The sequence below is a fragment of the Streptomyces sp. NPDC027189 genome, assembly GCF_055566975.1.
Window position 1 is genome coordinate 237,053 of sequence record NZ_JBVHRI010000011.1, and the last position, 15,383, is coordinate 252,435.

Here is a 15,383-nt window from a genome sequence, read left to right on the forward strand (position 1 = left end):
GAGTCGGGCGGTCACCGCTCCACGCACGGCGAAGTGGGGCAGAATGCAATTGGCGCCGGTCCGGCCGACTGAGCCTCGGCCGGACCGGCGTCGTCCGTGCGTGTTCGGCCGACTGAGCCTCGGCCGGACCTGTCTCGTCCGTGCGCGTCGCCGCGCCGCGTCACGCGACCAGCAGGCGGTTGAAGAACGAACGGTAGTGGCGCAGTGCCAGGCGCAGGTCCTCGGTGTCCGCCTGCTCGCCCCGGTTCCACTGTCCCTCCAGTTCCTGTTTGTGATCGGCGAAGGTGGCGGCGAGCCTCTGCATCACGTCCGCGACCAGGGCGTCGGCGGTGTGCACGGCGTCGCGCGGATCGTCGACGAACTTGCTCTGCACCTCCTGCCAGCGCGCGCGGAACCCTTCCTCGTCCTCCTCGCTGAGGAGTTGGGGAATCTCGTCCTCGGCCCCCGCGTCCGAGCCGCGGGCCTCGTCCCGGGTGCCGGAGTCGGTGGCGGTGTCCTCGGGCGTGGGGCCGGACTCGGCTTTCACGTCCCCGCGTTCGGCGGATTCGCCTGCCGAGGTCGTGCCCTCGCCAGGGAAGGTCGGCACTTCGGACCGCGTCTTCGCCGTGTCGTCCGTGTCATCCGTGTCGTCCGTCCTCCGGTCGCGAGGCTGGGCGATGTCGTCGGTGGACAGGCCGCTCTCGGTGGCGGTGTCCGGTATGTCGTGGCGCTGCATTTCTTCTCCGTTCCTGCGTTCGCCGGGCCGCTCAGGCCCGGGCGTGGCGGGCTTGGCCTCCATCGGAGAGCAGTTCTTGGAAGAGGGCGCGGTAGTGCACCATGGCGCCCCGCAGTTGCTCCGTGGTCGCCCGGTGCCGAATGCTGAGCTCGTCCACCTCATGGGCGGCCCGGTAGTGCTCCAGCGTGCGGCCGTGCTCGACCGAGAGGTCCTTGAGCTGCTGCTCGAAGTCCTGGGTCGGATAGCCGCGTTCGTCCATGAGGGAGGTCACCAGACGGTCCGCGTCGTGCACGGCGCCCTCCGGATGGTCCACGAAGTCCTCCTGCACGCTGGTCCAGTCCCGGGCGTACCGATCCCTGACGCTGCTGTCCAGCGGCTTGATGTCCAGCGAGTCGTGCCGCTTCTCGCGGGCCCTGAGCTCGCGTTCACCGGCCGTGCGGCTGTCGGCGTCCTCCACCGTCCGCTCGTACTCCGGACCGAAGCGCTCGCGCAGCTCCCGGCGGCGTACGAACAGCGAAGCCGCCACGGCGGCCAGGGCAATCACCACCACGATGGGGATGATGATCGCCAGAAGTGTCCCTGTTGACATCGGGCAGAACCTCCTCTCGGGGGCTTGATATGCCCTTATTGATGCCGAATTCCCCCGTCTTTTCGACTAAAACGAAATAATGAAATGCGGGGAACGCCGTCATCCCGGCGGCCGCCCGGGCTCGGGCGGGGCGCGCAGCTCGCCGATCACGGACCAGGCGACCGACACCATCGGGACGGCCACGACCGCCCCGATCACGCCGGCCAGGATGCCGCCGGCGATGACGGAGACGGCCACCACCACGGGGTGCAGCCGGACCGCCCAACTCAGCACCAGCGGATGCAGCACGTGGCCTTCGAGCTGGCCGATGACCACGATCAGGGCGAGCACCGCGATCGCGACGACCGGCCCCCGCGAGGCCAGGGCGACCACCGTGGCCACGGCCAGCGCGATGGGCGAGCCCACCAGCGGGATGAAGGCGAGGAAGAACTCCAGGAGCGTCAGCGGCAGGGCCAGTGGCACGCGCAGCGCGAACAGGGCGATGCCAACCAGAACGGCATTGGTGGCCGCCACGATGATGATGCCCCGCGTGTACCCGGCGAACGTGCGCCACGCCGCCCGTCCCGTGCGCGCCCACGGGTCCCGCGCGCCCGCCGGCAGCAACTCCTGGAACCAGTACCAGAACTTGTCTCCGGAATGAATGAAGAACAGGGAGCAGAACAGCGCGAGGACCCCGGTGGTGAGCACCTCCACCAATCGCCCGGCGCCGCTGAGCGCACTGCTGATCAGCAGGGAACGGTGCTCCGAGATGTACGTGGCCAACTTGCCCTGGAGATCGGACACCACCGCATGGCTCACATGGAAGGGGGAGCCCTCCAGCCACCGTTCGATCCGCCCGATGCCCCCGGAGAACTGCTCTCCCAGCTGGCCCGATTCCCCCGCCACCAGGCTGCCGACCAGCGTCAGCAGCCCCAGCACCAGCAGCAGGCTCCCCACGACGCTCACCGCGACCGCTGCGGCCCTCGGCAGCCGCCGCGCCAGCAGATTGGCCAGCGGACGCAGCACCGAGGTCACCACCAGCGCGAGGAACACCGCCACGGCGACCAGCTGCAACCGCCCCAGGATCGTGAAGCCCGCGTACACGGCCGCCCCGATTACCAGCAGCCGCCATGCGTACGCCGCGGCCACCCGCAGTCCGTGGCCCACGGTCGTGGCGACGCTGTCGCGGCCCCGGGAGCGCCGCATCGCCGCCCCGGCCGTACGTGCCCGTGCCACCGCCCCCACCCCGCGGGCGGGCCGGCTCCCCAGCACGACGAACCGCATCCGTCGTCCGCCGCGACGGGAGCCGGGGTCCGCGCCGGGACCCGCGCCGGGCGGGTCCGGCCGTCGGCGCGAACGACGCGATCCGTCGCTCACCTGTGTGTCACCGCCTCCCGTCGGCGGGACCACGCTGCTACGCGTTCCCGAAGGGGCACCTTCGAACACAAGGGGCGTCAGGGACAGCGTGGGTCGGTACGAGGAGCCGGGCGAGCCGGGGACGCCCGGCCGTACGCCATCCGGCCCCCTGGAGTCGGCCGATGGGTGACGGGACGCCGATCGGTGACGGAATGGCGATCGGTGACGGAACGGCGGTGGGACCGGTACCTACGCGGTGGGTCGCCCCATCGCGCGGTAGGTCCACCCGGCCCGGCGCCACACCTCGGGGTCGAGGGCGTTGCGTCCGTCCAGGATGACCCGGACCGAGGCCGCCTCGCCGAGCACCGCCGGGTCCAGCTCACGGAACTCGCGCCACTCCGTCAGGTGCAGTACGACGTCGGCGCCGCGCGCGGCCTCGACGGCGGAGTCGGCGTACCCGAGCGTCGGGAACAGGCGCCGCGCGTTCGCCATGCCCTTCGGGTCGTAGACGGTGACCTGGCCGCCCTGGAGGTGGATCTGTCCGGCGACGTTCAGCGCCGGTGAGTCCCTTACGTCGTCCGAGTCCGGCTTGAAGGTCGCGCCGAGCACGGCGACCCGCTTGCCGAGGAAGGAACCGCCGCCCAGTGCCTCCCGGGCCATCTCCACCATCTGGCCGCGGCGCCGCATGTTGATGGAGTCGATCTCGCGCAGGAAGGTGAGCGCCTGGTCGGCACCGAGCTCACCGGCACGGGCCATGAAGGCGCGGATGTCCTTGGGCAGACACCCGCCGCCGAACCCGATCCCGGCCCGCAGGAACTTCTTCCCGATCCGCTCGTCGTGCCCGATGGCCTCGGCCAGCTTGGCGACATCGCCGCCGGCGGCCTCGCAGACCTCGGCCATGGCGTTGATGAAGGAGATCTTGGTGGCGAGGAAGGAGTTCGCGGAGGTCTTCACCAGCTCGGCGGTCGGGAAGTCGGTCACCACGAAGGGCGAGCCCTCGGCGACCGGTGTCGTGTACACCTCGCGCAGCAGCTTCTCGGCGCGCTCGCTGCGCACGCCCACGACGATCCGGTCGGGGTGCAGCGTGTCGTTCACGGCGAAGCCCTCGCGCAGGAACTCGGGGTTCCAGGCGAGCTCGGCGTCCTCACCGGCGGGCGAGAGCTCGACGAGCGTCCTGGCCAGCCGGTCCGCCGAGCCGACGGGCACGGTGGACTTGCCGACGACGAGGGCGGGCCCCGTCAGATGCGGCGCGAGCGACTCGAAAGCCGCATCGACGTACGACATGTCGCAGGCGTACTCGCCGTGCTTCTGCGGCGTGTTCACGCAGACGAAGTGGACATCGCCGAATTCCCCGACCTCGGCCCAGTCCATGGTGAACCGAAGCCGCCCGCTGGACCCCTCGATCCCCGCGACATGCTTGCGCAGCAGCTCCTCGAGCCCGGGCTCGTACATCGGCACTTCGCCCCGCTGGAGCATCTCGATCTTTTCGGGGACGACATCGAGCCCCAGCACCTCGAAACCGAGCTCGGCCATGGCGGCGGCGTGCGTGGCGCCGAGATAGCCGGTGCCGATCACGGTGATCTTGAGGGCCATGGGGTGCTCCTGAGGTTTACGGCCGTGGGTGCGGTGCCCGAGCATAGTCGGGGCCTGTCGGGCGTCCTCACCGGGCAGATCTCGCCGTGTCTTTCCCGTGCTTTTCCCTTTGTCGCCAAGCTCACGTATCACTCGGGTGGGCGTACCCCTAAAATTTGGGTTACTTAACGGTAGTTAGCGCCACCATCACAGCATCCTTGGAGCGTGAGAGACCTTGGCCGGATCGGCTGATTTCGACCTGTACCGCCCGTCCGAGGAGCACGACATGCTCCGGGACGCGATCCGTTCGCTGGCCGAGGCGAAAATCGCGCCGTACGCCGCAGCGGTGGACGAGGAAGCCCGTTTCCCCCAGGAGGCCCTGGACGCCCTGGTCTCCTCCGACCTGCACGCGGTGCACGTGCCGGAGACGTACGGCGGCGCGGGCGCCGACGCGCTGGCCACGGTGATCGTGATCGAGGAGGTGGCGCGGGTCTGCGCGTCCTCCTCCCTGATCCCCGCGGTGAACAAGCTGGGCTCGCTCCCCGTGATCCTCTCGGGCTCCGAGGACCTGAAGAAGAAGTACATGACGCCCCTGGCCAAGGGCGAGGGGATGTTCTCGTACTGCCTCTCCGAGCCGGACGCGGGCTCCGACGCGGCGGGCATGAAGACGAAGGCGGTCCGCGACGGCGACTCCTACGTCCTGAACGGCGTGAAGCGGTGGATCACGAACGCCGGCGTGTCCGAGTACTACACCGTCATGGCCGTGACGGACCCGACGAAGCGCTCGAAGGGCATCTCGGCGTTCGTCGTCGAGAAGTCGGACGAGGGTGTCTCCTTCGGCGCCCCGGAGAAGAAGCTCGGCATCAAGGGCAGCCCCACGCGCGAGGTCTACCTGGACAACGTCCGCATACCCGCTGACCGCATGATCGGCGAGGAGGGCACGGGCTTCGCCACCGCGATGAAGACCCTGGACCACACCCGCATCACGATCGCCGCGCAGGCCCTCGGCATCGCGCAGGGCGCCCTCGACTACGCCAAGGGCTACGTCCAGGAGCGCAAGCAGTTCGGCAAGCCGATCGCCGACTTCCAGGGCATCCAGTTCATGCTCGCCGACATGGCGATGAAGATCGAGGCGGCCCGCCAGCTGACGTACGCGGCGGCGGCCAAGTCCGAGCGCGGCGACGCCGACCTCACCTTCCAGGGCGCGGCGGCCAAGTGCTTCGCCTCGGACGTGGCCATGGAGGTCACGACGGACGCGGTCCAACTCCTCGGCGGCTACGGCTACACCCGCGACTACCCGGTCGAGCGCATGATGCGCGACGCCAAGATCACCCAGATTTATGAAGGCACGAACCAGGTCCAGCGCATCGTGATGGCCCGCAACCTCCCGTAACTCACCACTCGGGCAGGGCACTTGAGGGGCACTCTCCGGAGTGCCCCTTTCCCTTGCCCACCCCGTTTTCCCATTCCCACCCCGTGACAACGAGGTGACGGTGCGGATCAGTCCTTCGTCCCCCACACCCACGGGAAGCCGAAACCGTACGCGCGGTCCATCAGCTCCTGGACCGAACGCCGTTGCGTGCCGGTGTACCAGCGGACCTCGCGGCGGACCGTGAGCCCGCCAGGCCCGGGCGACGCCAGCGCGATGGCGCAGCCCGTCGCGCCGTCGGGGGAGTCGTCCAGGGCGATGCGGAAGCCGCCGGCCGGAGCGGTGACCGTGGCCGTGGCGCCCAGGCGCCGGAAATCCACCGCGCCCTCGTACACATAGACGTAGAAGAGCAGCTGCCGAAAGTGTTCACGCCGGTCCAGGTTGACCCGGAGCGTCTCCCCGTCGGACGAGGCCCCGGTGCGGTCGTCCTGGTCGAGCTCCACGTACGGCCACTGCGACAGGGCACCGAAGGCGTTGCCCAACGGCTGCACGGCCAGGCCCGAACCGTCCGCGCAGGCGACCAGGCAGCCGAGGTCGAGGTCGGCCTCGGTCGCCGCCGACCAGTTGAGGTTCACCTGCAGAACGCCGCGCCCCGCGATGCTGGCCTGCGGCACCGTCTTGGTCAGCACGGTGTCCGCGCGCGCGGACGGTGGCCGTGTCTCGCGTGCGGCGGCGCGCTCCGGGCCGGCCGTGGGCCTCAGGCGAATGGTGCCGCGTGGACGGTCGTCGTTGCTCAACTGCGCCCCCTCGCAACGCCGTTCGGGCGAACGGCGGGTGCCGGGAGTTTATGCGCGGTGCATCGATTCTGGAGTACTCTCTGTGCCTTCGGTCTCACGTCTGGTGCGTGTGAACCGGCGGGGGCACGGGGGCACTTGCTACGGGTGGGGATCCAAGGGTGTCGTCAACACGCCCCCGCGTCCGTCGTGTTGTGGGGGTGGGCATGCCGACAGGCGCCCTGTTGGACCGTCATGTGGTCGCTCAGAGCATCAAGGATCTGGCGGATCGGCCGGCGCTCGGGACCCGGAAGGAAGAGCTGACCGCCCTCGCGGACGCGCTTCGGGACCAGGACGTCACCGCGCTCGAACCGTGGTCCGAACTCGATCTGCTCGCCGCCTACGCCCGCCCGGAGAGTCTCCGGGCGACGAGAGACCAGGGGGCGGAGCACAAGGCCTGGTCCTATGCCGAAGCGGTGCTGGGCGCACTGGTCTTCGTACCGCTGATGGTCACCTGGTACGGCCTGACCCGGGCGTCGAGCGCGTACGGAGCGCTGACCGGCGCGGATCCGAAGGCAGCCGCGCGGCCCTTCCTGCAACTGTGGCAGTCCGGCTTCGAGGGGCACCTCACCGGCGCGTTCACCTTCGGTCACGTGGCGATGAGCGCCACCGTCGCCATCGCGGTGCTGTTCGCCCTGGTCCTCGTGCACGGGCTGCGACGGTCCGCCGTCACCCGCCGGGAAGAGGACGCCGAGCGCACCGCCGAGGAACTGATGGCGGCGCTGGTACCGGCGCTGACCCGCGCTCAACTGGTGCTGAACCAGCAGCGGCTCAGCTCTCCCCAGCGCTTCGCCGCCGAGCTCACCGGGGCCGCCACGACCCTCAACCGGCTGGGCAACAAGGCCGTCCGGGTCCAGAAGGACCTGACCACTGCAGCCTCGGTCGTCGGCGGGGCGGTGGAAGCCGCCGAGCGTCGGCTGGCCGGGGTGGACACGTCCATCAAGCCGCTGGAGGTGGCGGCGGGCCGTATCGAGGCCGCGGTCAGCGACGGCGGAGCGCAGGTCCGCAAGGCGCTCGACGACGTTCGCGACGCCAACGGCGAGGTACGGCTCGCCGTGGAGGGCGCCGGCGACCGCGTCGAGGACTCGGTCACCGTGCTGGCCGCGTCCCAGCGCGCCTACACCACGGGCATCGAGGTGGCCTCGGACGTGTCCGTCCAACTGCTCGGCAGGCTGGGCGACGTGGCCGAGGGCACGGCCCGCGCGGTCGAGGAGTCCCAGCAGGCGGTGCGTGAACTGAGCGTCCAGACGGGGGCGTTGCGCGTGGCGGCCGAGGAGTTCTCGCGGCTCGCCGACGCACTGCGGGTGGACCCGGTGGAGCGGGCGCGGCGGGGGGCCGACACGGCCGACCGGCCGGATCCGGCGGAGCGGACGGCCGGCGAACGGGAGACACCGCAGCTGCCCGAGGCGTCCCTCACCGAGGCCCGATGAAGGGCCGCCGGCTCCAGCCACTGCACCTGGCGGGGTGGCTGTTCGCGGACATGCTGCTCGTCCTCGCGCTGGTGGCCATGGGCGACCAGGGAGACCCGCAGGCCGCGAAGACCCCCGGCTCCTCGCCCTCCCCCTCGGCCTCGGCGCAGCACAAGAAGCCCAAGCACACAGGTCCGCGGGCCGTCGTCCGTACACCGGTCAAGGTGGCCGTCGACGCGCGGGCCGGGGACAGGAAGGCGATCGTGCGCGGCCTGCGCAAGGCGACGGCACGCTACGAGGGGCGGCAGGCCGCATTCGTGCTGACCTTCGGACGCCACACCGACCCGGGCGCCGGAGGCCGCTACGCCCACGAGGTCAACACCCTGCTGGAGAAGGCACGTCCGGACATGTTCCACGGCGCCACCACACGCGACTTCTGGAAGGGCGGGGCCTCCTCGGGCCACGCCGACATCGAGATCTACTTCTACACGTACTGAGTCACACGGAGGTACGACACCGTGCAGATCCTGCCCTTCTACCTGCTCTGCGACGAGTCCGGGTCGATGATCGGTGAGCCGATCGACGCCATCAACGGCGCGCTACCGGACCTGCACCACGAGATCAGTACCAACCCGACCGTCGCCGACAAGACGCGTTTCTGTCTCATCGGCTTCTCCGACAGCGCCACCGTGCTGCAACCGCTCGTCGACCTCAGCGACATCGACTCGGTACCCGCGCTGGCCGCCGGCGGGCTCACCTCGTACGGCGAGGCGTTCCGCACGCTGCTGCGCTGCGTCGAAGCCGATGTGGCCGCGCTCAAGTCGGAGGGCCACGAGGTGTACCGCCCGGTGGTCTTCTTCCTGTCCGACGGCATTCCCACCGACGAACCGGACTGGGAGCAGGCGTACAAGGAGCTCACCCAGTCCCGGTTCTGCCCGAAGATCATCGCCTTCGGCATAGGCGAGGCGCAGGAGAGCACGATCGCGCAGGTCGCCAACTTCCGGGCGTTCATGCAGAAGGACTCCACGGTGTCACCGGCCCAGGCGCTCCGCGAATTCGCGTCCAGCCTCACCCGGTCGATCGTCCGCTCCGCCGGGAGCATCGCGGCGGACGGCGGCAACGGATTCACCCTGGCCGTGGACGACACCGTGCCCGGGTTCTCCACCGTCTCCCTCGACAAGCTGTGAGGTCGCGCCGATGGGCCAGGAACAGCGCAGGAGCGCCGAGCACATGAACGCCGGACCGTCCCACGCCGACCCGCGGCAGCCCGATCCGCTGGACGCGACGTGGCAGAGCGTCGGGCAGTTCTTCGCCGAACCCGCGGAGCCCACCGCGCCCGCCACCGGGCCGGAGCCGGCACCGCCACCGGCACCGGCTCCGCCCGTGGCGCCGTACGAGCCGACACCGCCGGTGATCTCGTACGAGCCGGCTCCGCCCGCGATCTCGTACGAGCCGACACCGCCGGTGATCTCGTACGAGCCGGCTCCGCCCGCGATCTCGTACGAGCCGGCTCCGCCCGCGATCTCGTACGAGCCGACACCGCCGGTGATCTCGTACGAGCCGGCACCACCCGCGATCTCGTACGAGCCGGCACCACCGGCGATCCCGTACGTCCAGGTACCACCGCACTCCGAGGGCCTCCCGGCGCCCGCCGATCCACAGACTCCGCCGCCCGGCCCCGCCGAGGCGCCCCCCGCGCTCCAGGAAGTCCCGGTCCCGGTCCCGGCCTTGGGCGTCCCGCCGTACTCCGGACCGAAGCCGCCGCTGTATCCGCCCGAACCCCGTGGTGTCCCAGCCGTCCGGCGCGACCCGACCGCGGCGCTGATCCCGGACATGGTGGTGGACGGTGCCGGCTACGACGCCCTGACGGTACGGGCGGCCTCCGTACGCGGCGACTCGCACCGCTATCAGAGCGAGCCGCGCCAGGACTCCCTGGCCGTGGTCCGCCTCGGCGCGCCCGGCCCGGACGAGTTGCTGCTGCTCATGGTGGCGGACGGCGTGGGTTCGGCGGCCCGTTCGCACGTCGGCTCGCAGGAGGCCTGCCGGCTCGCCGCGATGCAGCTGGACAGCGCCTCCGCGGAGCTCGCCGAGGCGCTGCGCGCGGGCGACCGCAGCCGGTTCGCCGCGCTGGTGGACGCCGAGGTGGGGCGTGTCGCGACGCTCCTGGCCCACCACGCGCAGGAGCGGGGCGACGACCCCGCCGCGTACGCCACCACGCTGCGCGCCCTGCTCGTACCCCTCGACCCGGAGGTCCGTACCCGCGGATTCCTGGCCGTCGGCGACGGTGGCACCGCCCGGCTGCGCGACGCCGAGTGGAACCTGTCCCTCACGGATCCCGAGCACGGCGGCGACGGCATGATCGACACCCGCACGGCGGCGCTGCCGCACAGCCACCGTGCCCGTGCCTCGCTCCTCGGCCCGGCCCTCCCCGGCGACGTACTGGTCCTGTGCACGGACGGTCTGTCCACGCCGCTGGCGGGGGACGCCGGGATACGGGAGTTCCTGCGTTCCGCATGGGGCACCGGGGCCGTTCCCGCTCCGGCCGACTTCCTCTGGCAGCTGCAGTACCGGGTGAAGTCGTACGACGACGACCGCACCGCGGTCGTCCTCTGGGAGGCCATGCCATGAGCCCGAGTGACGGCGCCGACGTACCGCTCGGCTCGCTCACCCTCGGGGCCCGCGTCGGCGACGGCGGCCAGGGCGAGGTGTACGACGTCGACGGCCCGGGCCGACTGCTGTACAAGAGCTACCGCGAGCCGCAGAAGGTCGACGGCGGGCAACTCGCGGCACTCGTGACACTTCGTCAGGGGCTCGCCCTCGCCGACCGGGACCGCCTGGACCGGGAGACGGCGTGGCCGCTGTGCCGGGTCGTGAACGGCGGGCGGGTGACCGGCTTCCTCATGTATCGCGCCCCGGACTCCATGACCTGGCGGACGTCGCGCGGCGAAGCGCGGCTGACCGAGCTGTCGTATCTTCTCCGGGCCCCCAAGGCCGCCTGGCAGGCCGTTCCGCAGCCGTCTCCGGCCGAGCGGTACGCGCTGGTGGTCGCCGTCGTCGAACTCTTCCAGTGGCTGCACGCGCTGGGACTCGTCGTCGGGGACGTGTCGCAGGCGAACGTGCTGTGGGCCGTGCGACCCGGGCCCGCTCCCTACCTCCTGGACTGCGACGGGGTACGTCTGGTGGGGCGGCCGCCGGTCCTGGAGCAGGCGGACACCCCGGACTGGCACGATCCGCTGGCGGCGCCGGGCGCGGTCACCGTGGACAGCGATCGCTACAAAATGGCCCTGGTCGTGGGGCGCGTCCTGAGCCAGGACGCCTATGTGGCCCCCGGCAATCCCCTGCGGCCGCTGCCCGGCGTCCTCGACGACAGACGGGAGAACGCGGTCACTGCGCTGTGGGAGCAGGCGGCCGGTCCGCGGGGCAGCAGGCCGCACCTGGGACAGTGGCGTACGGCGCTGGCCGGCCGGGACACGATCAAACTCATCGCCGCCGAACCGGCGCCGAAACCGGCTGTGGACCGCACCAAGTTCGACGGCCCGCGCAGCCGGGGACGGATCAGCCTCCGTGACTGATCCACGGACCGCGGCGGCCGCGCCTGAGGCAGGCTGACCCCATGACCGACCCCACGACAGCGGACCTGCCGCCCTACCCTTACCACCCGGACCCCCTGGCCACCGGCTCGGTGGTCCCCTCGGACACCGAGTGCCTGAGCTGTGGACGCCGCCGCGGATACGTCTACGCCGGTCCCGTGTACACGGTGGCGGACATCGGTGACGAACTCTGCCCGTGGTGCATCGCGGACGGCAGCGCCGCCGAGCGGTTCGAGGCCTTCTTCACGGAGGTGGACGGCCAGGTGCCGATGGACGTCGTGCGCGCCGTGGCACAGCGCACCCCCGGCTTCTCCGCCTGGCAGCAGGAACGCCGGCTGACCCACTGCGGCGACGCCGCGCTGTTCCTCGGCCGCGCGGGTGCCCCCGAACTGGAGCCCTACCCGGACGCGATGGAGACCCTGCGCCAGGACCTCGGGTCACTCGGCGACACGGAGGCCTTCCTCGCCGCCCTGGACGCCGAGGGCCGGCCGACGGCCTATCTCTTCCGCTGCCGCCACTGTGAACGACACCTCGCCTACGCGGATTTCACCTGACGGAACCGACGCCCCTCGACGTCGGGACCGGCACCCGTGACGTCGCCGCCGTGGCCCGCCGACGCCTTGCCGGACGTGGTCACCGGCCGCCCAGCGCGCGCCGCAGGTCCTCCGGTTCGCGGAAGTGGACCGCTCGCATGCCGAGCGCGGCCGCCGCCTCCACGTTCTCCAGGGTGTCGTCCACGAACAGGCACCGGGCGGCGGGGACACCGGCCCGTTCGACGGCGATCTCGAAGATGCGCGGGTCGGGCTTGGCGATGTTGACCCGCGCGCTGCTGACGACGTCGTCGGCGAGGTCCGTCAGCCCCAACACCTCCAGGTCCGCCTCCAGTTGGACGGACGCGTTGGAGACGAGGATCAGGCGGACGTGCTGCGCGCGGGCCCCGCGAAGCAGGGCCACGACCGTTTCGTCGGCGTGAAAGGGGGAGTCGACAAGGGCGTTGGCCAGCTCGAAGGCCGTGACCTCGGGGACGAGACCGGTCAGTCCGCGCGCGACCGACCACGCCCATTCGGTCGGGGTGATCCGGCCGACCAGCAGCGGCAGCACCGTGTCCGGCGCGAAGGCCACCTTCATGACGGTGCCCTCGGCCAGTCCGGCGGCGCGTTCCAGCGCGGTCACGGGGGCCGGGTCGTAGATCCGGATCACGTTGTCGATGTCGCAGAGCACCGCGTCGAAGGGCGGTCTGCCGGATGCCGGGTGCGGTGAGGGCGTCATGGGGAACACCCTGACACCCGCCCGCGCCCGGTCACCGGCCGGGGCTCACCGATCGGGGATCCCCGATCGGAGTATCGGCGACGGACCCCCCGGAGGGATTTCGGGTCCTTCTGTCGCCTTGGGGGTGTGGCATATGAAGCGGATTGTTGGCATCCGCTCGATGGCGCGGCGCGGCCGAGGGGCGTACCACGGAAGGACACGTACGCGGGGCCCGACCCGGGTCCCACCACCCCCAGGAGGAGCCATGACCCAGCCCGGAACCATGACCGCGATGACCAAGGAGATGCAGGCCTGCGTCGAGGCGTGCATGTCCTGCCACAGCATGTGCGAGGAGACCATGAGCTCCTGCATGCAGATGGGCGGCCAGGCTCAGATGCAGATCATGCGCGCGCTCATGGACTGCTCCGAGATGACCCGCATGTGCGCCGACATGATGATGCGCAGGTCGCCCATGTCGGCCGAGATGTGCGCTCTGTGCGCCAAGGCGTGCGACATGTGCGCCGAGGCGTGTATGTCCATGCCGGACGACCCTCAGATGATGCGCTGCGCCGAGTCCTGTCGCCGCTGCGCGGACATGTGTCGCACGATGGCGGGCGCACGGATGTGACCTGCCCGACCCGGCCCGCCCCGTCGAGCAGTCGGCACGGCACAGCCCCCGGAAGAGTTCCGGGGGCTGTGCCGTGTTCCGGGAGGCGGCAGGTGCGTCAGTTGCCGCTCACCGTCACCTTCTCGTCGTTCTTCAACTCGCTCACCAGCGTCTTCACCTTGGCCTTGTCCCAGACGAGGTTGCCGCCCGTGGAGCCGGAGATCGGCATGTTCATGGACTTGCCGTCGCCGCTGGTGACGCCCTTCATCGCCCAGAACATCTGGGCCAGGTCCCACAGGCTCATGTCCTTGTCGACGGTGAGACTGTCGAGGCCCGCGCCCATGGTCGGGTAGAGCTTGAAGGGGTTCAGGACGGTCGAGGGCGTCGCGACCTGGTGCGCCAGGGCGGACAGGAACTTCTGCTGGTTCTTCGTGCGCTGGAGGTCCGAGGCCGCGAAGGCGTGCCGTGTGCGGACGAACGCGAGGGCCTGCTCGCCGTTGAGGGTCTGCTTGCCCTTCTTGAAGTCCGCGCCGGAGTACTTGTCCTTGAAGCCCTGGTCGAGGGTCATCTCGACCCCGCCGACCGAGTCGACGATCTTCGCGAAGCCCGCGAAGCCGATCTCCACGTAGTGGTCGATGTGCAGACCGGTGTTGTACTCGATGGTGCGCACGAGAAGCGTCGGGCCGTCCTCCGCGTACGCGGCGTTCAGCTTCACCTGACGGCCCGTGCCCGGGAAGGTCTTGCCGGACGCGGATCCCTGGTACGTCGGGATCGTGACGTTCGAGTCACGCGGCAGTGATATCAGGGTGTCGCCGTTGCCGCCGACGTGCAGGATCATCATCGAGTCCGTGCGCTTGCCCTCGGCGGACCCGGTGTGCAGCTTCTTCTTCTCCTCGGCGGACATGCCGGCGCGGCTGTCGGAACCGACGATCAGGTAGTTCGTGCCTGCGCCCGTCTCGGGGCGGTCGATCACCTTGGAGAGATCCACGTCACGGTGGAGCTTGGAGTCGGCCCAGAAGTACGTGCCGACGGAGACCACGACCAGCAGTGTGACCAGGGTTATCGCGGTCCACTTGAGGCGCCGCCGCCAGTTCGGGCGTGCACGGTAGCTCTGGTAGTCCGGGTCGGGATCGTTGTCGTTGGGCACGAAGCCGCCGCCGCGGCCGCCGCCGTAGACCTGGCCCGTGTTGTAGCCGGAGTCGTACCCGTTGTCATATCCATCGTCGTCGTACCCCTGGCCGTCGACGTACGACGGCTGCCGGGGCACACCGTTGCCGTACGGCGGCGCGGACTGGCCCGGGCCGGGCGCGGTCGGGCCGCGACGGACCTGCCGCATCACGCGCGCGCTCTCAGGCTGTGCGCCTGCGCTGCCGCGTCCGTAGCGGTTGCCGCCGTTGTTGCGGTTGTCGTATCCGTCGGGCCAATCGCTCATGCCGACCAGTGTGCAGGGCCCCACTGTGTGTCTTACAAGAGAGTCAGGAGATCTGGGTCACGCCTGTTGCAGAGCTGATGCAAAGCAGGCCTTGCACGGCCCGGCATATGGTGGACGCCATGACAGACCAGGCCCCCAACCCGGAATCCGATATTCCGGGCAAGCCGACCTCCGCGTCCCGGACCACCCTCAGCCACATCATGACCCACAACGACACCAACCTTCTGGGAACGGTGCACGGTGGAGTGATCATGAAGCTCGTCGACGACGCGGCGGGCGCGGTGGCCGGGCGCCACTCCGGCGGGCCCGCCGTCACCGCCTCCATGGACGAGATGGTCTTCCTGGAACCCGTCCGCGTAGGCGACCTCGTCCATGTGAAGTCTCAGGTCAACTGGACCGGACGTACCTCCATGGAAGTCGGCGTCCGCGTCCTCGCCGAGCGTTGGAACGAGTCCACGCCACCCCAGCAGGTCGGCTCGGCCTATCTCGTCTTCGCCGCCGTCGACGCCGACGGCAAGCCCCGTCGCGTTCCGCCGGTCCTCCCGGAGACCGAGCGCGACAAGCGCCGCTACCAGGAGGCACAGATCCGCCGCACCCACCGGCTGGCCCGCCGCCGCGCGATCATGGACCTGCGCGAGAAGCGCGCGGCGGAAGGTCTCGACGACTGACCATTCGGAGCGCTCG

The 15,383-nt window shown here is 70.5% G+C and carries 16 protein-coding genes; 9 read left to right on the top strand and 7 right to left on the bottom strand.

Going from position 1 to position 15,383, the window contains the following annotated elements; all coding sequences use genetic code 11:
• Positions 1 to 160: 160 nt before the first annotated feature.
• From ACZ4RZ_RS26490 to ACZ4RZ_RS26505, 4 genes are all read right to left on the bottom strand, one after another.
• On the bottom strand, positions 161 to 715 hold the full coding sequence (locus ACZ4RZ_RS26490; RefSeq protein WP_467748157.1) for a hypothetical protein: 555 nt from the start codon (positions 713 to 715) through the stop codon (positions 161 to 163).
• Positions 716 to 746: 31 nt separating this feature from the next.
• Positions 747 to 1,304, bottom strand: coding sequence for a hypothetical protein (locus ACZ4RZ_RS26495; RefSeq protein WP_467748159.1), 558 nt, complete (start codon positions 1,302 to 1,304; stop codon positions 747 to 749).
• Between the two features lie 99 nt (positions 1,305 to 1,403).
• On the bottom strand, positions 1,404 to 2,519 hold the full coding sequence (locus ACZ4RZ_RS26500) for an AI-2E family transporter (protein WP_467748161.1): 1,116 nt from the start codon (positions 2,517 to 2,519) through the stop codon (positions 1,404 to 1,406).
• Positions 2,520 to 2,888: 369 nt separating this feature from the next.
• Positions 2,889 to 4,232, bottom strand: coding sequence for a UDP-glucose dehydrogenase family protein (locus ACZ4RZ_RS26505; RefSeq protein ID WP_467748162.1), 1,344 nt, complete (start codon positions 4,230 to 4,232; stop codon positions 2,889 to 2,891).
• Positions 4,233 to 4,446: 214 nt separating this feature from the next.
• Between ACZ4RZ_RS26505 and ACZ4RZ_RS26510 the strand changes: the two genes are divergently transcribed.
• Entirely contained in the window at positions 4,447 to 5,604 is a 1,158-nt protein-coding gene (locus tag ACZ4RZ_RS26510; RefSeq protein WP_406169901.1) for an acyl-CoA dehydrogenase, read from the top strand.
• Between the two features lie 107 nt (positions 5,605 to 5,711).
• On the opposite strand, the gene ACZ4RZ_RS26515 is transcribed toward ACZ4RZ_RS26510, so the two are convergent.
• Positions 5,712 to 6,377 (bottom strand): tellurium resistance protein, encoded by a 666-nt coding sequence (locus tag ACZ4RZ_RS26515; RefSeq protein ID WP_467748164.1) that lies wholly within the window; start codon positions 6,375 to 6,377, stop codon positions 5,712 to 5,714.
• 203 nt (positions 6,378 to 6,580) lie between these two features.
• On the opposite strand from ACZ4RZ_RS26515, the gene ACZ4RZ_RS26520 reads away from it, so the two are divergent.
• The 6 genes from ACZ4RZ_RS26520 to ACZ4RZ_RS26545 are packed head-to-tail and all read left to right on the top strand — an operon-like array spanning position 6,581 to position 11,966.
• A complete protein-coding gene (locus ACZ4RZ_RS26520) occupies positions 6,581 to 7,843 on the top strand; it encodes a hypothetical protein (RefSeq protein ID WP_467748166.1) in 1,263 nt (420 codons plus the stop codon).
• Positions 7,840 to 8,319 (top strand): hypothetical protein, encoded by a 480-nt coding sequence (locus ACZ4RZ_RS26525; RefSeq protein WP_467748168.1) that lies wholly within the window; start codon positions 7,840 to 7,842, stop codon positions 8,317 to 8,319. The genes ACZ4RZ_RS26520 and ACZ4RZ_RS26525 overlap by 4 nt, the downstream gene beginning before the upstream one ends.
• A gap of 21 nt (positions 8,320 to 8,340) precedes the next feature.
• Entirely contained in the window at positions 8,341 to 9,009 is a 669-nt protein-coding gene (locus ACZ4RZ_RS26530; RefSeq protein WP_467748170.1) for a vWA domain-containing protein, read from the top strand.
• Positions 9,010 to 9,052: 43 nt separating this feature from the next.
• Positions 9,053 to 10,450, top strand: a complete 1,398-nt coding sequence (locus ACZ4RZ_RS26535; RefSeq protein ID WP_467748171.1) for a PP2C family serine/threonine-protein phosphatase — start codon at positions 9,053 to 9,055, stop codon at positions 10,448 to 10,450.
• The gene (locus tag ACZ4RZ_RS26540; RefSeq protein WP_467748173.1) at positions 10,447 to 11,394 is read left to right on the top strand and encodes a hypothetical protein; all 948 of its coding nucleotides are present in this window, start codon (positions 10,447 to 10,449) and stop codon (positions 11,392 to 11,394) included. Before ACZ4RZ_RS26535 ends, ACZ4RZ_RS26540 begins: the two co-directional genes overlap by 4 nt.
• A 41-nt stretch (positions 11,395 to 11,435) precedes the next feature.
• Positions 11,436 to 11,966 carry a CbrC family protein gene (locus ACZ4RZ_RS26545; protein WP_467748175.1) on the top strand — a complete coding sequence of 177 codons (531 nt, stop codon included), beginning with the start codon at positions 11,436 to 11,438 and terminating at the stop codon, positions 11,964 to 11,966.
• A 79-nt stretch (positions 11,967 to 12,045) separates the two neighbouring features.
• Here ACZ4RZ_RS26545 and ACZ4RZ_RS26550 read toward each other — a convergent pair whose 3' ends face one another.
• Positions 12,046 to 12,681, bottom strand: coding sequence for an HAD family hydrolase (locus ACZ4RZ_RS26550; protein WP_467748176.1), 636 nt, complete (start codon positions 12,679 to 12,681; stop codon positions 12,046 to 12,048).
• A 244-nt stretch (positions 12,682 to 12,925) separates the two neighbouring features.
• On the opposite strand from ACZ4RZ_RS26550, the gene ACZ4RZ_RS26555 reads away from it, so the two are divergent.
• Positions 12,926 to 13,288 carry a four-helix bundle copper-binding protein gene (locus tag ACZ4RZ_RS26555; RefSeq protein ID WP_467748178.1) on the top strand — a complete coding sequence of 121 codons (363 nt, stop codon included), beginning with the start codon at positions 12,926 to 12,928 and terminating at the stop codon, positions 13,286 to 13,288.
• A 97-nt stretch (positions 13,289 to 13,385) separates the two neighbouring features.
• Here ACZ4RZ_RS26555 and ACZ4RZ_RS26560 read toward each other — a convergent pair whose 3' ends face one another.
• Entirely contained in the window at positions 13,386 to 14,699 is a 1,314-nt protein-coding gene (locus ACZ4RZ_RS26560; RefSeq protein WP_467748179.1) for an LCP family protein, read from the bottom strand.
• 119 nt (positions 14,700 to 14,818) lie between these two features.
• On the opposite strand from ACZ4RZ_RS26560, the gene ACZ4RZ_RS26565 reads away from it, so the two are divergent.
• Entirely contained in the window at positions 14,819 to 15,367 is a 549-nt protein-coding gene (locus tag ACZ4RZ_RS26565; RefSeq protein WP_399087128.1) for an acyl-CoA thioesterase, read from the top strand.
• Positions 15,368 to 15,383 lie beyond the last annotated feature (16 nt).

Bases quoted from the DNA above. Each gene is read 5' to 3' on its own strand.
- ACZ4RZ_RS26490 (WP_467748157.1), bottom strand. From the start codon at position 715: ATGCAGCGCCACGACATACCGGACACCGCCACCGAGAGCGGCCTGTCC.
- ACZ4RZ_RS26495 (WP_467748159.1), bottom strand. From the start codon at position 1,304: ATGTCAACAGGGACACTTCTGGCGATCATCATCCCCATCGTGGTGGTG.
- ACZ4RZ_RS26505 (WP_467748162.1), bottom strand. From the start codon at position 4,232: ATGGCCCTCAAGATCACCGTGATCGGCACCGGCTATCTCGGCGCCACG.
- ACZ4RZ_RS26520 (WP_467748166.1), top strand. From the start codon at position 6,581: ATGCCGACAGGCGCCCTGTTGGACCGTCATGTGGTCGCTCAGAGCATC.
- ACZ4RZ_RS26525 (WP_467748168.1), top strand. From the start codon at position 7,840: ATGAAGGGCCGCCGGCTCCAGCCACTGCACCTGGCGGGGTGGCTGTTC.
- ACZ4RZ_RS26535 (WP_467748171.1), top strand. From the start codon at position 9,053: ATGAACGCCGGACCGTCCCACGCCGACCCGCGGCAGCCCGATCCGCTG.
- ACZ4RZ_RS26540 (WP_467748173.1), top strand. From the start codon at position 10,447: ATGAGCCCGAGTGACGGCGCCGACGTACCGCTCGGCTCGCTCACCCTC.
- ACZ4RZ_RS26545 (WP_467748175.1), top strand. From the start codon at position 11,436: ATGACCGACCCCACGACAGCGGACCTGCCGCCCTACCCTTACCACCCG.
- ACZ4RZ_RS26550 (WP_467748176.1), bottom strand. From the start codon at position 12,681: ATGACGCCCTCACCGCACCCGGCATCCGGCAGACCGCCCTTCGACGCG.
- ACZ4RZ_RS26555 (WP_467748178.1), top strand. From the start codon at position 12,926: ATGACCCAGCCCGGAACCATGACCGCGATGACCAAGGAGATGCAGGCC.
- ACZ4RZ_RS26560 (WP_467748179.1), bottom strand. From the start codon at position 14,699: ATGAGCGATTGGCCCGACGGATACGACAACCGCAACAACGGCGGCAAC.
- ACZ4RZ_RS26565 (WP_399087128.1), top strand. From the start codon at position 14,819: ATGACAGACCAGGCCCCCAACCCGGAATCCGATATTCCGGGCAAGCCG.